We start from the raw sequence: 13783 nt of genomic DNA on the forward strand, positions 1-13783 counted from the left end.
TACCGGGTAGAGGAGACAGGCGAGTGCGGTGGTTGTTACCCGAGTCGGTGGATCAGCAGGTGGCTTCCCTTGCCGGGGAGCTGGGCCTTCACCCGCTGCCTGCCCGCATCCTCCTTCATCGCGGGTACAAAACCCCCGAGGCCGCCTCGGCCTTCCTCTCGGACAAGCTGGCCGACCTGCCGGATCCCTTCCGCATGAAGGGCATGGCCCCCGCCGTCGAGCGCCTCACCCGGGCGCTCCGCCAGGGCGAGAAGATCACCCTCTACGGTGACTATGACGTCGACGGGGTGTGCTCCACCTCGCTGCTGGCCCTGTTCCTGCGCGAGCTGGGCGCCCGACCCGCCACGTATATCCCACACCGGATCGGGGAGGGTTACGGCCTCAACATCCAGGCCGTGGAGCGCATCGCCTCCGAGGGAACCCGGGTGCTGGTGACGCTGGATTGTGGCGTCTCCGCCGTGGCCGAGATCTCCCGCGCGAGAGACTTGGGCGTCGACGTCGTCGTCGTGGATCACCACACGGTACCTGCCACGTTGCCTCCCGCCGTGGCCTTGCTCAACCCGCACCAGCCCGGCTGCGACTACCCCACCAAGACGCTGTGCGCCGCGGGCGTGGCCTTCAACCTCTGCATGGGCCTGCGCAAGCGCCTGCGCGAGGACGGCTTCTTCGCCACCCGCAAGGAGCCCAACCTCAAGGCCCTGATGGACCTGGTGGCCATGGCCACCGTGGCCGATGTGGTGCCCCTGACTGGCGCCAATCGAATCCTCGTCGCCCATGGGCTGCAGGAACTCACCGCTGCCCGCCGCCCCGGCGTTCGCGCCCTCAAGGAGGTCGCGGGCATGGAGCCGGAGGCCCCCGTCACCGCCGGTCAGGTGGGCTTCCGCCTCGGGCCTCGCATCAACGCCGCTGGCCGCCTGCATGACGCGTCGCTCGGGCTCCAGTTGCTCACCTCCGAGTCGACCGAGGAGGCCCGGCGCCTAGCGGGGGTGCTCGACAGCGCCAACTCCGAGCGCCAGGGCATCGAGAGCACCATTCTCACCGAGGCCCTCAAGCAGGCCGAGACCCGCAAGGACTCGCGCGGCTTCGTCCTCTACTCCGAGGGGTGGCACCCGGGCGTCATCGGCATCGTCGCCTCGCGCGTGGTGGAGCGCTTCCACCGCCCCACCGTCATGGTCGGTGTCACCGACGGGGTGGGGAAGGGCTCGGCGCGCAGCATCGAGGGCTTCCACTTGTTCGACGCGCTCAACGGGTGCTCGGACCTGTTCGTGCGCTTCGGCGGCCACAAGTACGCCGCTGGCCTCACCATCGAGGCGGACCGGCTGCCTGCCTTCCGCGAGGCCTTCGAGCGCATCGCCACCGAGCGCCTCACCCCCGAGGACCTGGTCCCCCGCTGCAAGGTGGACGCGGTGGTGACTCCCAGGGACCTGGACGAGCGCGCGGTGGAGGCGCTGCAGAAGCTGGGGCCCTTCGGCCAGGGCAACCCCGAGCCGGTGCTCGTGCTGCGCCGGCAGATGGCCCGCCCCCGCGTGCTGACGCCCAAGACGGGCTATGGCTCGGCCCATCTGAAGCTGGCTCTCGTGGATGCTCCCGAGGTGGACGCCATCGGCTTCGGCATGGGCGATCGGCTCTCGCTCGTCGAGGGGCCCGTGGACCTGGCCTTCCAGGTCGGCATGGATACCTTCCGGGGCCAGCGCCGCGTGTCCCTGCGGCTCAAGGACCTACGCATCGCCGCGTAAGTCCGTGCCTTCAGCGCGCCAGGCGCCGGGGGCCGATGACGCTCAGCAACTCGCGGATCTCGACGAGCGCATCATCCATTCGCTTGAGCCAGTGGAGCACCAGCGGGGAGGTCCTCGTGTCTCCGTGCTCGCTTCGAGGCAGGCGTTCGGGGGTGACCTGGGGAGGCTCGGTAGGCGCTAGCGCCGCACCGGATTGCTCGCCCTCGAGCGTCGCGGCCAGGCTGCGTGCGCTCTCCGCCAGTTGAACCTCCAACTGGTGGACCCGCTCCGCGTCTGCCTGGCGCCGTGAGCAGGCGTGGGCGAGCTGCCTCGCGAAGAAGACGACCGAGGCCAGGGCATGCACCAGCCGGAGCGTTTCCCGCTCCACCAGTGAGACACGTGTGCTGAGTGGGCGGGCGGCCTCGCGCACTTCGCGCAGCTTCGCGTCGATCTTCCGTACCCGCTCCACGATCGCGGCGCCCCCGTTCTGCCTGGGTAGGGTCGCGGCGGCATCGAGGAAGGAGGCGACGTCTCGTAAGGTCTCCGCGGCGGCCTTTCGGACGCGGACGCCCGTACGAGAGGGAAAGAGCACCACCGAGACCAGCGCGCCGAAGCCGGCGCCCACCAGCGTCTCCCAGAGCCGCAGGTACAGCAGGTCCGGGCTGTAGCGGCCCAGCAGGCTGTAGAGCGCCGCCATGAGCGTGGTGAGCCAGAAGGCCATCCACGCGTAGGAGACGCGCATCATGTAGAAGCTCAGGAAGACACAGCCGAAGATGAGCAGGAGTTCGAGGTTGGGGTGGCCGCTTACCGCCGTGGCCACGAGCAGGCCGGCCACCACGCCCACCACGGTCCCCAGGATGCGCTGCCACGCGTTCAGCAGGATGTCCCCCTGGGTGGAGGCGCGGTTGAAGACCACGAACGCGGCGATGACCGCCCAGTACCAGCGCGTGCTGGAGACCATGTGCCCCACGATGATGGCGAGCCCGGAGGCCACGGTCGCCTGGATGGCTTGACGGGTGCTGGGGTGGAGCCCCTCCAGGACGGGCTTCTCGCTCTCCTTTGGAGGTTGCTCGGTCGCGGCGGCCAGAGGCACACCGGAAGAGGAGCGCAGAGGCCGCGCGTATACGCGCTGGAACTCGACCAGCGCGGCTTCGACCGCGGTGGTGGCGGAAGCAGCGGGACCGGAAAGAGAAGGGGAGGGCGCGTGGTTGTCTCGCACCTGGCGCCGGGCCGTGGCCAGCTTCGCACGGAGGTTCTGGCAGTCCTCGGGCGAGAGGGTGTCCCAGTCCAGGAGCCTGTAGAGGGTGGACGCGAGCCGCTCAGCGGAGAGTTCCAGCTCGAGCAGGTGTTCTCGCAGCTCCTCCTTCCGGAGTCCGGGCGCGAGGGTGGCCGGGTCCGCCTGTTCGATGTTCCGTTCCACTTCCATCGCTCCATCGTGAAGCCGCCGCAGCGAGTGCCGGATGATCCACTCCCAGCGACGGCTGCCCGACACCTGGAGCGCGCTGGAGAGATCGGCCAGCAGCAAAGGGAGCGTGCGCCGGAAGATGGTGAACGTGCGGCGAAGGGAGGCGTTGGAGCCATCCGGGACGAGCCAGAACCGGACCGCATAGGCGATCGCGCCTCCGATGCCGATGCTGGCGAGCATCCAGGGAAGTTGCGCGACGCTCGCGTGGAAGAAGAGCGCGAAGAAGAAAGTCATGAAGGTGATCATCCCCAGCGCCATTCCACGAGGGCCGAAGCGCCGGGCGAACACCGCCAGGAAGATCACTCCCAGGAACAGGAGCGCGCTCGCCACCTCGTGCGCCGAGGACAAGGCGCCCAGGCACACCGCTACCGCGGCGACGAGCGGCATGCAGAGCTGGGTCACGCGCTGCTGAGGGAGCAGCGGGTCCTGCACGCTGATCGCCGCCATCATCCCCACGTTCACCCCCACCAGCCCGAGGGCGGTGGGTTGGTGGAGGAGCCGGCCCGCCACGGTGATCGCCCCGAGGCTCAGGCCCATCCCCAATACCGCGCGCAGTCCCATCTTCAGCCGGGCCAGGTCCGGGTCCGAGGCGACGAACCGGTTCCACCAATACGATGTGCGCAGGCCTTCACCCCGGAGCATCCGGTCCCTCCTCTGGCAGAGAAGGTGAGGATGGGCGCCCGTCCGTGCGTGCCCCCAAGGCCCGGCCGCAGGTCACAGGGCGAGGGGAGCGCCTGCTCACCGGCTTGCTTCACGGCCGACCCGACAGCGCATCAGGGGCGGGGCAGCTCGAAGTCGGCCCGAACGGCGGCGTGGTCCGAGCCCCCGAGCCCGCTGACCGCAGTGTCGCCGACCACCCGGAACGAGCCCGGCACGTACCGGCCCGCCGCGTCGCGGGCCTGGTAGAGGTGATCGATGGGCTCGCGCACACCCCGGTACCACACCGTTCCGGTCTCCTCCGGGGGGCGGTCGCTGGAGACGCGATGCAGCGCTCCGTCCTGCTCTAGCGCTTCGAGGGGCGCCGAGCCCGGAACGTCGTTGAGATCGCCTCCGAGCACCACGAGCGCGCCGGGCCGTTCGGCCGCCACGGCGGTGATGATCTCTCGCGCCGCCTCGGCCTCCGCATACCGGCGGCCGGGATCGTCGTCCACCTTGGAGCGGAAGTGCGAGGCGAAGACGATGGTCTCCGTGCCCTCCACGTCCAGGCGGACCTCGAGCAGCTCGCGGGAGAACCGCGTGGTCGTTCCATCCGGGCGCGTCAGTGGATGACTTGCCCGGTGGCTGCGCACCTCGCGCACGGGAAAGCGCGCCAGGACGGCCACGTCCACCGAGGCCGGCGTGCCCAGCTCGCCCAGCACCGCCGAGGAGAACCCCGGCAGTCGCGTCTGGATCGCGTCCAGGCACGGCTGGGTCTCCACCTCCGCGAGCAGCACCACGCCCGCCTTCAGCGAGGTGATGGCTCGGGCGAGCCTGTCGGCTTTCGAGGCGAAGGCCTCGGGCGAGGGCAGCTCCTCATAGGCCGTGCCTCCGCAGGTGCCCGACTGGCAGACGGTGTCGAAGAAGCGATGCACGTTGAAGGCGGCGATGCGCACCGTGCCAGCGGCGGGCGCCTCCTGCTCCTGCCCGTCCGGGTTCGGAGTCGGACCTCCATCCGAGGACGAGGGCGGGGGCACGGAGCCTCCCGGAGACTCCTCCACGAAGCTCTGGCCCTGGATGCACCCAGCCACCCCCGCCAGTAGAAGCAGCCATGCCAGGAGCAGGCGAGCGGGAGCGAGAGCGGCGGCGCGGTGAATGGACATGGAGAGGCGGTCGCCTCTCTCTAGCTCAGGAGATGCCCCAACGCACCCGGCCCGGCGTCAGCAGCGCGCCCGCGCGTGCCAGGTCGTTCAGCCGGAAGCGCTCCGCCTGCTTCTCGAAGGCGGTGCGGCACCGCTCCGAGCAGAAGAAGTAGCGGCGCTTTTTGTACTCCGCTGTGGGTCGACCCTCCGGTCCTTCCAAGTGTCTACCGCAGACCGGATCCAGATGACGGCTCTGCACGCCTCTCATCACGCTCGCCTCCCACCTCGGGACGCCAGCCCTCGCGCGGACCGTGCGTCCCCATCCACGCGGAGGCCATAGCAGGAGCCATGCCATGGTCCGACTCCAAGGATGGCGGCTACATGCGAGGCAGACCCGGCGGGTCGGGAGAGGAGGGCGGAACCCTCACAGGGAAAAAGTTTCCGCTCCTCTTTCCATGCGGTGAGAAAGCCGCGAGCGGCCGCTAGAAGGCGGTGCCCGCGCTGGCTCCCACGAAGGTGTCATCCATATAACCGCGGCGGAAGCGCATCAGCTCCACGCGGAAGGTGAGCGCCATGCGCTCCGAGAGCCGGGGCCGGCCCCGGAAGCCCACGCCGTACTGGATGAGGGGCTTGGTGCCCTTGATGGGGGTGGCCTCCTCGTTCACGGTGATGGAGGTGGACTGGTAGGCCATGCCGGCGCCCAGCTGCCCGAAGATGCCGTACGTCTTCTCCGGGCCGAAGGTGAACTCGTAGGCAGGCGCCACCGCGAAGTAGTGGATGCGCGTGCTGCCGACGACGAGCTCCGTGCCCTCGCTGCGGCCGGCCATCGTCCAGCGCACGTCCAGCCAGAGCGCCTCGCGCAGCGGCTCCGCGTCGAGGATGCGGCCGAACTCCCAGGTGAAGCGCAGGCCGAGCCCGAAGGCTGGATCCGCGAAGCGGCCCCGCGAGCTGTCCAGTAACATGGTGCCGAGGATGAGCTCGCCGGCCAGCCCCTTGTTCGGATCATCCGAGCCGTACATGCGCTCGAAGTCGCCCTCCGCCTCCTCCTCGTCGGCCATCCGGTCGAAGTCGGCGGTGGGATCGCTGCTGCGGCGCGGGAGCTTGCGCGGCGCGTCCTCCTCCTCTTCTTCGTCCGGGTAGGCCAGGGGGGCGTCTTCGTCCTCGTCCTGCGCGAGGGCGGGAGTGGAGAGGGCGAGTGCCCCCAGAAGGAAGGGCAGGAGCCGAGCGTGCAAGGTGAAGGTCCTCATGACTCAGGGATTCGGAAGCCGGGGGCAGGTATTGCCGCCCTGCGCGGAGGGCGGGCACACCGTCGACAGCGCCGAGGCAGGGATTGCCAGATGGTCGATGAACTCGTTGCACACCGCCGTCTTCAGCGGCAGGTCGGTGATGTGGTTGATGATCACCGCGGAGGCGGAGATGAGGTTGAAGTTGGTCTGATCGCCCAGGGTGAGGTTGACCAGCTGCGCCAGGCCCGGGTTGTTGGGCGTGGTGTCCGAGTAGGCGGAGACGAGGGCGCGCTGGAGCGTCTTGTGCTGCGCCAGCCCGCCGGCCTGGCCCGCCTGGTAGAGCGCGCTGGCGAGGATGGAGCCCACCACGTACTCGCGGCCGGCGCCGCCGAACGTGCTGAGGTTGTCCTGGTTGAGGCTGGTGCGCAGGAAGACGTCCATGCACCGGTCCGACTTGGCCAGATCGCGATCGTTGCTGAACTTGTCGTCGAACGAGGTGCGCAGGAAGCGCGTGTCGCAGCCGGTGGGGCTGTCACAGGTGGTGCCGAAGCCGTGGTAGTCGGCCAGGCCCTCGTCCAGGGACTTGAGCAGGTTGGCGCCGGGGCTGGCGGCGAAGCCGCTCCACTGGATGAGCGCCTCGGGCAGCCGCCGCCCGCCGTACACCTTCTTGTTGAAGATGAGGTGCGAGTACTCGTGCGCCATGATGCCCGCGTTGATGGCCAGCGGCGCCCGCTGCAGCTCGTCGAAGGGCAGCACCATGAAGGCCTGCACCGGCGGGAAGTACAGCGCGTTGTCCTTGAGCGCCTCGCCGCTGGTGTCGGCCAGGATGAACTCGGGGAAGTAGTAGACGGTGATGGGGTCGCCGAAGTCCGCCAGGGGGATGTTGCCTACGGTGCGGAAGTAGTCGAAGGCCTTCTCGAAGTTGTAGTAGGCGGTGACCATGTTCCAGGTGTGGAAGTCGGCCGGCCACAGCACCCCATCGTGGGTGATGAAGCTGGCGGTGACGTCCCGGCCTCCGCCCTTGATCATCGCGTTGCCGAACGCCTCCTCGGTGGGAGCGTTGATCAGCTCCGGATCCTGGGAGTCCGAGCGGATGCGCGCCCCGCCCACCAGCTTGGCGACCACGCCCTCCATGCTGACGACGTTGGTGACGGTGGTGAGCTGGACCTCTTGCGGCACGTAGGTGCCACTGTTGGTGAGCACCAGGGCGCTGACGCGGACCGGGGCCTCGGGCTCGGGAGCGCACGCGGCCAGCGAGGCGAGCGCGGCGACGATGAGGGTTCGATGCATACCCCGCGTTTTACTACGGTCCCGGCCGCATTCAGAAGCGCCCGGCGGAGTCAAGGTGGCGGCGCGGGCCGGGGGGCGCCCAGCAGCAGCAGCAGCCCGAGGCCCCAGGTGGGGAGCGAGCAGGCCGCCCTCCGGATTCCTTGACGCATCGTTTCCACGCTCCGTATGGTGCCGCCCCTTCGTTCACGAACGTCCTTCAACGCAGGCGGTGTCATGGCGGTCCCGTTCATCACCCAGGTCAAGCGTACCCACAGCTGCGGTCAGCTCACCAAGGAGCACATCGGCCAGGAGGTGGTTCTCTTCGGCTGGGTGCAGAATCGGCGAGACCACGGCGGCGCGGTCTTCATCGACTTGCGGGACCGTGAAGGGCTCACCCAGGTCGTCTTCGAGCCAGATGCCAAGGAGGCCCATGAGCTGGCCGGGCAGCTGCGGCTCGAGTACTGCATCGGCATCCGCGGCAAGGTCATCTCCCGCGGCAAGAACGCCAACCCGAAGATGAAGACGGGTGACATCGAGGTGAAGGCGGACGCCCTCACCATCTTCAACCGCTCCGAGCCCACGCCGTTCCTCGTCGAGGACAACATCGAGACGAGCGAGGAGAAGCGCCTGGCGCACCGCTACCTGGACCTGCGCCGCCGGCCGCTGCAGCAGTCGCTGATGACGCGCTCGAAGATGAATGCCATCACCCGCTCGTACATGGTGGGCAACGGCTTCCTCGAGTTGGAGACGCCGTTCATGGGCAAGTACACGCCCGGCGGCGCGCGCAACTTCCTGGTCCCCAGCCGCCTCAACCCGGGCAAGTTCTACGCCCTGGCCGAGAGCCCCCAGCTCTACAAGCAGCTCTTCATGGTCGCGGGCTTCGAGCGCTACTTCCAGATCGTCAAGTGCTTCCGCGACGAGGACCTGCGCCTGGACCGCCAGCCGGAGTTCACCCAGATCGACGTGGAGATGAGCTTCGTCACCCAGGACGACATCTTCACCATCATCGAGGGGTTGATTAAGCGGCTGTGGAAGGAGGTCCTCGATATCGACGTGCCCACGCCGTTCATGCGCATGGACTTCTACGAGTCCATGGACAAGTACGGCAACGACAAGCCGGACCTGCGCTTCGGGCTGGAGCACATCGTCCTGACGAACCTCATCCGCGAGCACGGCGAGGCGGGCGGGGTGCCGCTGATGTTCGAGGCGGTGCAGCACAAGGGCATCGTCAAGGCGATGGTGATTCCGGCGGACAAGGCGCTCAGCCGCGCCGAGTCCGACAAGCTGGAGGAGTTCGCCAAGCAGGCGGGCGCTCGCGGCCTGGCGCGCGCCAAGGTGGGCGAGGGCGGCGAGTGGACGCAGTCGCCGCTGGCCAAGACGATCACCCCCGCGCTGCGGCTGGCCATCAACCAGGCGTGCAACGCGAAGACGGGCGACCTCATCCTCTTCCAGTTCGGCCGCGAGTCGCTGGTCCACACGGTGATGGCGAACCTGCGCGTCCATGTGGCCAAGAAGCTGGGTCTGATTCCGGAGTACGGCAGTGGCGGCCAGTGGAAGTTCCTGTGGGTGGTGAACCCGCCGCTGTTCGAGTACGACGAGGAGTCCAAGACGTGGGCCGCCGCGCACCACGCCTTCACCCGGCCGCACGACGAGGACGTGGAGTACCTGCTCACGGATCCAGGTCGGGTGAAGTGCCACCGCTACGACGTGGTGCTCAACGGCTTCGAGATCGGCGGCGGCTCCATCCGCCTGCATGATCCGAAGGTGCAGTCCGAGGTCTTCAAGGCGCTGGGCATCGGTGAGGAGGAGGCGCGCACCAAGTTCGGCTTCCTGCTGGACGCGCTGAAGTTCGGCGCCCCGCCGCACGGCGGCATTGCCCTGGGCATGGACCGCCTGGCGATGTTGCTCACCGGCGCCGAGTCCCTGCGTGACGTGATTCCGTTCCCGAAGTCGAAGACGGGCACGGACCTGATGACCGGCGCGCCGGGCGATGTGGACGAGCGGCAGCTCAAGGAGGTCCACGTCCGCTCGGCGCCACCTCCGGCGCAGAAGTAAGCCCCTCCCTCCTGGGGTGGGAGTGAGTTTCTAGGGAGAAGTGAACTAGAAACTCACTGTCATGCAACGACACGGCAGGACGAGGCTGGCGCTCCTGGCGCTGGCGCTGGCGGCGTGCTCCTCGGCACCTCAGCCCCCCCTGGTGGTGGGCACCGTGCCGTGGGTGGGCACGGAGCCGCTGTTCCTGGCGCGTGAGCTGGGCCTGTACCCGGCCGGGCAGATCCACCTGGCCGAGTACATGAACACGCCCCAGCGGCTCCAGGCCTTCCGCAATGGCGTCATCGACGCGGTGACGCTGACGCTCGATGACGTGATGATCCTCGACCACTTCGGGCAGGAGGTCCGGGTGGTGCTCGTGCTCGATGCCTCCCACGGGGCCGACTGCCTGATGGCGCGGCGGGAGGTGAAGTCGCTGGCGGACCTCAAGGGCCTGCGCGTGGCCTCCGAGGACATGACGCTGCCGACCTACATGCTCCACCGGGCCCTGGAGGAGGTGAAGCTGCGGGGCGAGGACGTGCAGCGGGTGTTCCACAACCCCGAGGAGCAGGAGACGGTCTTCCAGCGTGGCACGGTGGACGCCGTGGTGAGCTACGAGCCTTACTGCACCCGGCTGGAAGCGGCGGGCGCGCACCGGCTCTTCGACAGCGCGCGGATCCCTGGGGAGATCATCGACGTGCTGGTGGTGCGCGAGAGCCACCTGCGGACGCGCCCGGAGCAGGTGGACATGTTGCTGCGCGGGTGGTTCGCCGCCCTCGCGCGCTTCCAGGCCGCTCCCTCCGAGAGCGCTCGCCGGATGGCGCCTCGGCTCGGGCTGGAAGCGCCGTGGTTCCTCGAGAGCATGGCGGGGGTTCGCCACCCGAGCGCGCGGGAGCAGCACGCGCTGCTCGCGGGCGAGGAGCCCCGCCTCGTGGAGACCATCGACCGGGTGGGCGCCGTCATGGTGCAACAGCAGCTCCTGCCCACCGCACCCTCCGCGCGCCGCCTGCTCGACTCCGGCCCTTTGCTTCGGGTGGCGCCGTGAGCCCCACTCCGCGCCACAGGTGGCAGCGGACCGCCGGCATCCCGCTGTTGCTCGTGCTCATCTATGCCGTCTGTTTCGGCCTCTACTCGCTGCGCCGCGAGACCCAGACCAGCGTGCGGAACGACGAGCGCTTCACGCTTCGGAAGGTCACCGTGGAGATGGCGCAGCTCCAGAGCACCCTGGAGACCTTCCTGAGGGAAGGGAAGCTCACGGTGGCGCGCGAGCTGGTGGCGGGCATGAGCTCCAACCCCCACCTGCAGGTGGGGCTGCTCATCGACGACCGGCAGACGGTGGTGGCCTCAACGCGGCTGGCGCTGCTGGATCGGAAGGTGTCCGAAGCCTGGCCGGAGCTGCTGCGCCTCGAACATGCCGAGCGGATGGGGCGGGCCCGCAGGCACATGACCGGAATCGTGGAGGTCAGCGCCGACGGTCAGCGCGTGGTCGGCTACTACCCGGTCTTCTTGAGCTTCGACAGGCTCCCGGAGAAGGTGGGCTTCCTCTACTTCCAGCACGACCTCGCGACGCTCAAGGCCGCCAGCCTCTACGAGGTGCAGCGCTCGGTGCTCCGCTCGAGCCTGATGTTGCTGCTCATCGCCGGGACGATGGGGCTCGTCATCCAGCTCACCCTGGGCCGGCGCATCCAGCGCCTGACCGAGGCCGCGCGAGAGGTGGTAGCGGGCAAGCCCGGCGTGGCGAGCACCGAGGAGAGCGACGACGCGCTGGGGAGGCTGGGGCAGGCGGTCAGCCAGATGGCCGAGCAGATCGGCCGCAACCAACAGGAGCTCGAGGAGAACGAGGCGCGGTTCCAGACGCTCATCGAGCGCTCGCCGGACGCCACCTTCATCCACTGGGAGGGCAAGGTGGTGTTCCACAACCCGGCGGCCGCGGCGCTGCTGGGGTACGCGCAGGCCACCGAGCTGCGGGGCCGACAGGTGGCGGAGCTGGTGGCGCCCGAGGACGTGGCGGCGCTCACGGGGCCGATGGAGAGCGATACGCCCCGCGAGGTCCGCTGGGTACACCTCGCGGGACGGCAGGTGCTGGGCGAGGTGGTGACATTCCCCCTGGTATTCGAGCGGCAGCCGATGCGGGTGTCCATCGTGCGGGACATCACCGAGCGGAGGCAGTTCCAGGACAAGCTGAACGCGGCCGACCGCATGGCCTCTCTAGGGACGCTGGCCGCGGGGGTGGCGCACGAGATCAACAACCCGCTGTCCTTCATGCTCAGCAATGTGCGCTTCGTCAGCGAGGAGTTGCGCGCGCTGTCGGACGGATGGGACGCGCCCACCCGGGAGCGGCTGCGTGAGGTGCATGCGGCGCTGGAGGAGACGCTCGCGGGAGGAGATCGGGTCCGGGACATCGTCCGGGACTTGAGGACGTTCTCGCGCAGGGACGAGGGGGCCCGTGGGCCGGTGAATCTCCACTCCGTGTTGGACTTGTGCGGGAACATCGCTCGAGGCCAGTTGAGGCACCGGGCGCAGTTGGTGAAGGACTATGGCGTGCTGCCGCTCATCCACGGCAGTGAGTCGCGGCTCGGGCAGCTCTTCCTCAACCTCATCGTCAACGCCGCGCAGGCCATCCCCGAGGGGAGGGATCCGAAGGTGCAGGAGGTGCGCGTCACCACGCGGCGGGAGGGCGCGGACTGGGTGGTGGTGGAGGTGAAGGACACCGGGGTGGGCATCTCTCCGGAGCACCAGCGCCGGCTGTTCGAGCCGTTCTTCACCACCAAGCCCGAGGGGGTGGGCACGGGGCTGGGCCTGTCCATCTGCCACGGCATCGTGTCGGCGCTGGGCGGCCGCATCACCGTGGAGAGCGAGCCGGGCCATGGCAGCACCTTCCGGGTCTTCCTGCCGGTGGGGGCCACGGCCTGAGCCGGACTCATTTGGGGTACTTCTGGGCGAAGTTCTTCCTCACCACCTCGAGGGCCAGGGCCTCCGAGGCCCGTTCGGTGTCTTCCTTGGAGGGGGAGACCCAGCTCTCGTAGCTTCCCAGCGCCTTGGTGAACGTGCGCTTCATGTTGTCCGTCATGTACAAGCCCAGGGATTCCATCAGCCAGCGCACCGCGTCGAAGGCATACCCGTACCAGGCGTCCTCGCAGCCGGTCTCCTCGATGACGATGTCGAGCGTCTCGTGTACCGCGATCGTGAGCGCCAGCTGGAGGTCCTGCTCGTCCTCGGGCAGCGTCACCGAGCGGAAGTACTCATCGAGCCGGCGCAGCCACCGCTGGCTCTTCTGTATCGCCTGGACGATGGCCTGGATGTTGCGCTCCAGCTCCATGCCGGGGCCCCTGAGCGGGGCCTTCCCCTTGAAGAAATAGCTCGAGACGTAGCCGCCGATGACGGGGTTGCCCAGGAACGAGCCACTGAGCTGGCACCAGGGCCCGACGGTGTTGGAGACCAGGGCGCTGACCTCCTGGAACAGGGCGAAGCGCTGGTTCTCGGGGATGTGCGTGGCGTCCCGGGGGATGCGCGAGGAGAGGAACCGCCGCAGCTCCTCCGCCAGCCGCTCCGGTTGGAAGGCATCGAGGCTGTCTCGGATGCGCTGCCAGTCGCTCCCGTCCTCGCCCTGCTTGCGGTGTTTCTTGCTCATGGGCTCTCCGCGCCGCCGCCTCGCCCCGCGATGCCCCGTGCCGCGAGCCGGACGAACTGCGCGTAGCGGACCACATCTCCGGGGTGCTTGGGGAGCAGCACCAGCGGGGTGAGGGGGGGGGTGGGCAGTCGCGCCCGGCGCAGGAGGAACTCGAAGCCCAGCCGGGCCGCCCGCGCGTTGCCATCCGGGAACGGGTGGAAGAAGGCCAGGTCCAGGTACAGCCGCACGGCCTGGACCACCGGGTGGCAGCCGTCCGCCGCGTCCGCCTCCACCTTGCGCGTGAACATCGCCTCCAGCTCCGGGAAGAAGAGGTAGCGGTGGGCGCCGCCGTGGGCGAACGCATCCCCCGTGCGGAAGGACACGGCGTGTCCGAGGACCCGGGCCTGCACCTCGCGCAGCCGCTCGTAGGTCAGGGGCGCCTGGGCATCCGCCAGGGCCCGTACATGGGCCAGCGCGTCCCGGAAGCGGGCCTCTCGCGCCGGGTCCTCGTGGGCCGGCGTGTCCAGCTCCGCCAGGAACCGCTCCTGGGCGTGCGTCTCCTCGAAGGCCCGGGCGCTGGCGGCCTCCAGCTCGGGGCGCAGGTGGGGAAAGGTCCAGTCCAGGGCGAGGCTGGCCTGGAGGTGGGGCAAGAGCTTCTCGGTGGCCTCCACTGCGCGTGTGGCTCCCTG

11 protein-coding genes are annotated in these 13783 nt (G+C 69.0%); 4 read left to right on the forward strand and 7 right to left on the reverse strand.

Annotated features, from left to right (window positions below):
- Positions 1-23: 23 nt before the first annotated feature.
- Entirely contained in the window at positions 24-1736 is a 1713-nt protein-coding gene (gene recJ / locus SYV04_RS23525; RefSeq protein ID WP_321548109.1) for a single-stranded-DNA-specific exonuclease RecJ, read from the forward strand.
- A 10-nt stretch (positions 1737-1746) separates the two neighbouring features.
- Here recJ and SYV04_RS23530 read toward each other — a convergent pair whose 3' ends face one another.
- The 5 genes from SYV04_RS23530 to SYV04_RS23550 form a co-directional block, all read right to left on the reverse strand.
- Positions 1747-3822, reverse strand: a complete 2076-nt coding sequence (locus tag SYV04_RS23530) for an FUSC family protein (RefSeq protein WP_321548110.1) — start codon at positions 3820-3822, stop codon at positions 1747-1749.
- 131 nt (positions 3823-3953) lie between these two features.
- The gene (locus SYV04_RS23535) at positions 3954-4979 is read right to left on the reverse strand and encodes an endonuclease/exonuclease/phosphatase family protein (RefSeq protein WP_321548111.1); all 1026 of its coding nucleotides are present in this window, start codon (positions 4977-4979) and stop codon (positions 3954-3956) included.
- A 25-nt stretch (positions 4980-5004) separates the two neighbouring features.
- A complete protein-coding gene (locus SYV04_RS23540) occupies positions 5005-5226 on the reverse strand; it encodes a YHS domain-containing protein (protein ID WP_321548112.1) in 222 nt (73 codons plus the stop codon).
- 214 nt (positions 5227-5440) lie between these two features.
- Positions 5441-6190 (reverse strand): hypothetical protein, encoded by a 750-nt coding sequence (locus tag SYV04_RS23545; protein WP_321548113.1) that lies wholly within the window; start codon positions 6188-6190, stop codon positions 5441-5443.
- Positions 6191-6208: 18 nt separating this feature from the next.
- Positions 6209-7474, reverse strand: a complete 1266-nt coding sequence (locus tag SYV04_RS23550; RefSeq protein WP_321548114.1) for a hypothetical protein — start codon at positions 7472-7474, stop codon at positions 6209-6211.
- 213 nt (positions 7475-7687) lie between these two features.
- Between SYV04_RS23550 and aspS the strand changes: the two genes are divergently transcribed.
- The 3 genes from aspS to SYV04_RS23565 all read left to right on the forward strand — a co-directional run bounded on the left by aspS (position 7688) and on the right by SYV04_RS23565 (position 12397).
- Positions 7688-9508 carry an aspartate--tRNA ligase gene (gene aspS, locus SYV04_RS23555; RefSeq protein WP_321548115.1) on the forward strand — a complete coding sequence of 607 codons (1821 nt, stop codon included), beginning with the start codon at positions 7688-7690 and terminating at the stop codon, positions 9506-9508.
- A 61-nt stretch (positions 9509-9569) separates the two neighbouring features.
- On the forward strand, positions 9570-10529 hold the full coding sequence (locus SYV04_RS23560; RefSeq protein WP_321548116.1) for an ABC transporter substrate-binding protein: 960 nt from the start codon (positions 9570-9572) through the stop codon (positions 10527-10529).
- Positions 10526-12397: an ATP-binding protein gene (locus SYV04_RS23565; protein ID WP_321548117.1), complete on the forward strand. Its 1872-nt coding sequence runs from the start codon at positions 10526-10528 to the stop codon at positions 12395-12397. Before SYV04_RS23560 ends, SYV04_RS23565 begins: the two co-directional genes overlap by 4 nt.
- A 7-nt stretch (positions 12398-12404) precedes the next feature.
- Here SYV04_RS23565 and SYV04_RS23570 read toward each other — a convergent pair whose 3' ends face one another.
- A complete protein-coding gene (locus SYV04_RS23570) occupies positions 12405-13115 on the reverse strand; it encodes a hypothetical protein (RefSeq protein ID WP_321548118.1) in 711 nt (236 codons plus the stop codon).
- Positions 13112-13744, reverse strand: a complete 633-nt coding sequence (locus tag SYV04_RS23575) for a Fic family protein (RefSeq protein WP_321548119.1) — start codon at positions 13742-13744, stop codon at positions 13112-13114. Before SYV04_RS23575 ends, SYV04_RS23570 begins: the two co-directional genes overlap by 4 nt.
- Positions 13745-13783 lie beyond the last annotated feature (39 nt).

The organism is Hyalangium ruber (assembly GCF_034259325.1).
GTDB classification, from domain to species: Bacteria; Myxococcota; Myxococcia; order Myxococcales; family Myxococcaceae; genus Hyalangium_A; species Hyalangium_A rubrum.

Bases quoted from the DNA above. Each gene is read 5' to 3' on its own strand.
- aspS (WP_321548115.1), top strand. From the start codon at position 7,688: ATGGCGGTCCCGTTCATCACCCAGGTCAAGCGTACCCACAGCTGCGGT.
- SYV04_RS23530 (WP_321548110.1), bottom strand. From the start codon at position 3,822: ATGCTCCGGGGTGAAGGCCTGCGCACATCGTATTGGTGGAACCGGTTC.
- SYV04_RS23550 (WP_321548114.1), bottom strand. From the start codon at position 7,474: ATGCATCGAACCCTCATCGTCGCCGCGCTCGCCTCGCTGGCCGCGTGC.
- SYV04_RS23560 (WP_321548116.1), top strand. From the start codon at position 9,570: ATGCAACGACACGGCAGGACGAGGCTGGCGCTCCTGGCGCTGGCGCTG.
- SYV04_RS23540 (WP_321548112.1), bottom strand. From the start codon at position 5,226: ATGAGAGGCGTGCAGAGCCGTCATCTGGATCCGGTCTGCGGTAGACAC.
- SYV04_RS23535 (WP_321548111.1), bottom strand. From the start codon at position 4,979: ATGTCCATTCACCGCGCCGCCGCTCTCGCTCCCGCTCGCCTGCTCCTG.
- SYV04_RS23570 (WP_321548118.1), bottom strand. From the start codon at position 13,115: ATGAGCAAGAAACACCGCAAGCAGGGCGAGGACGGGAGCGACTGGCAG.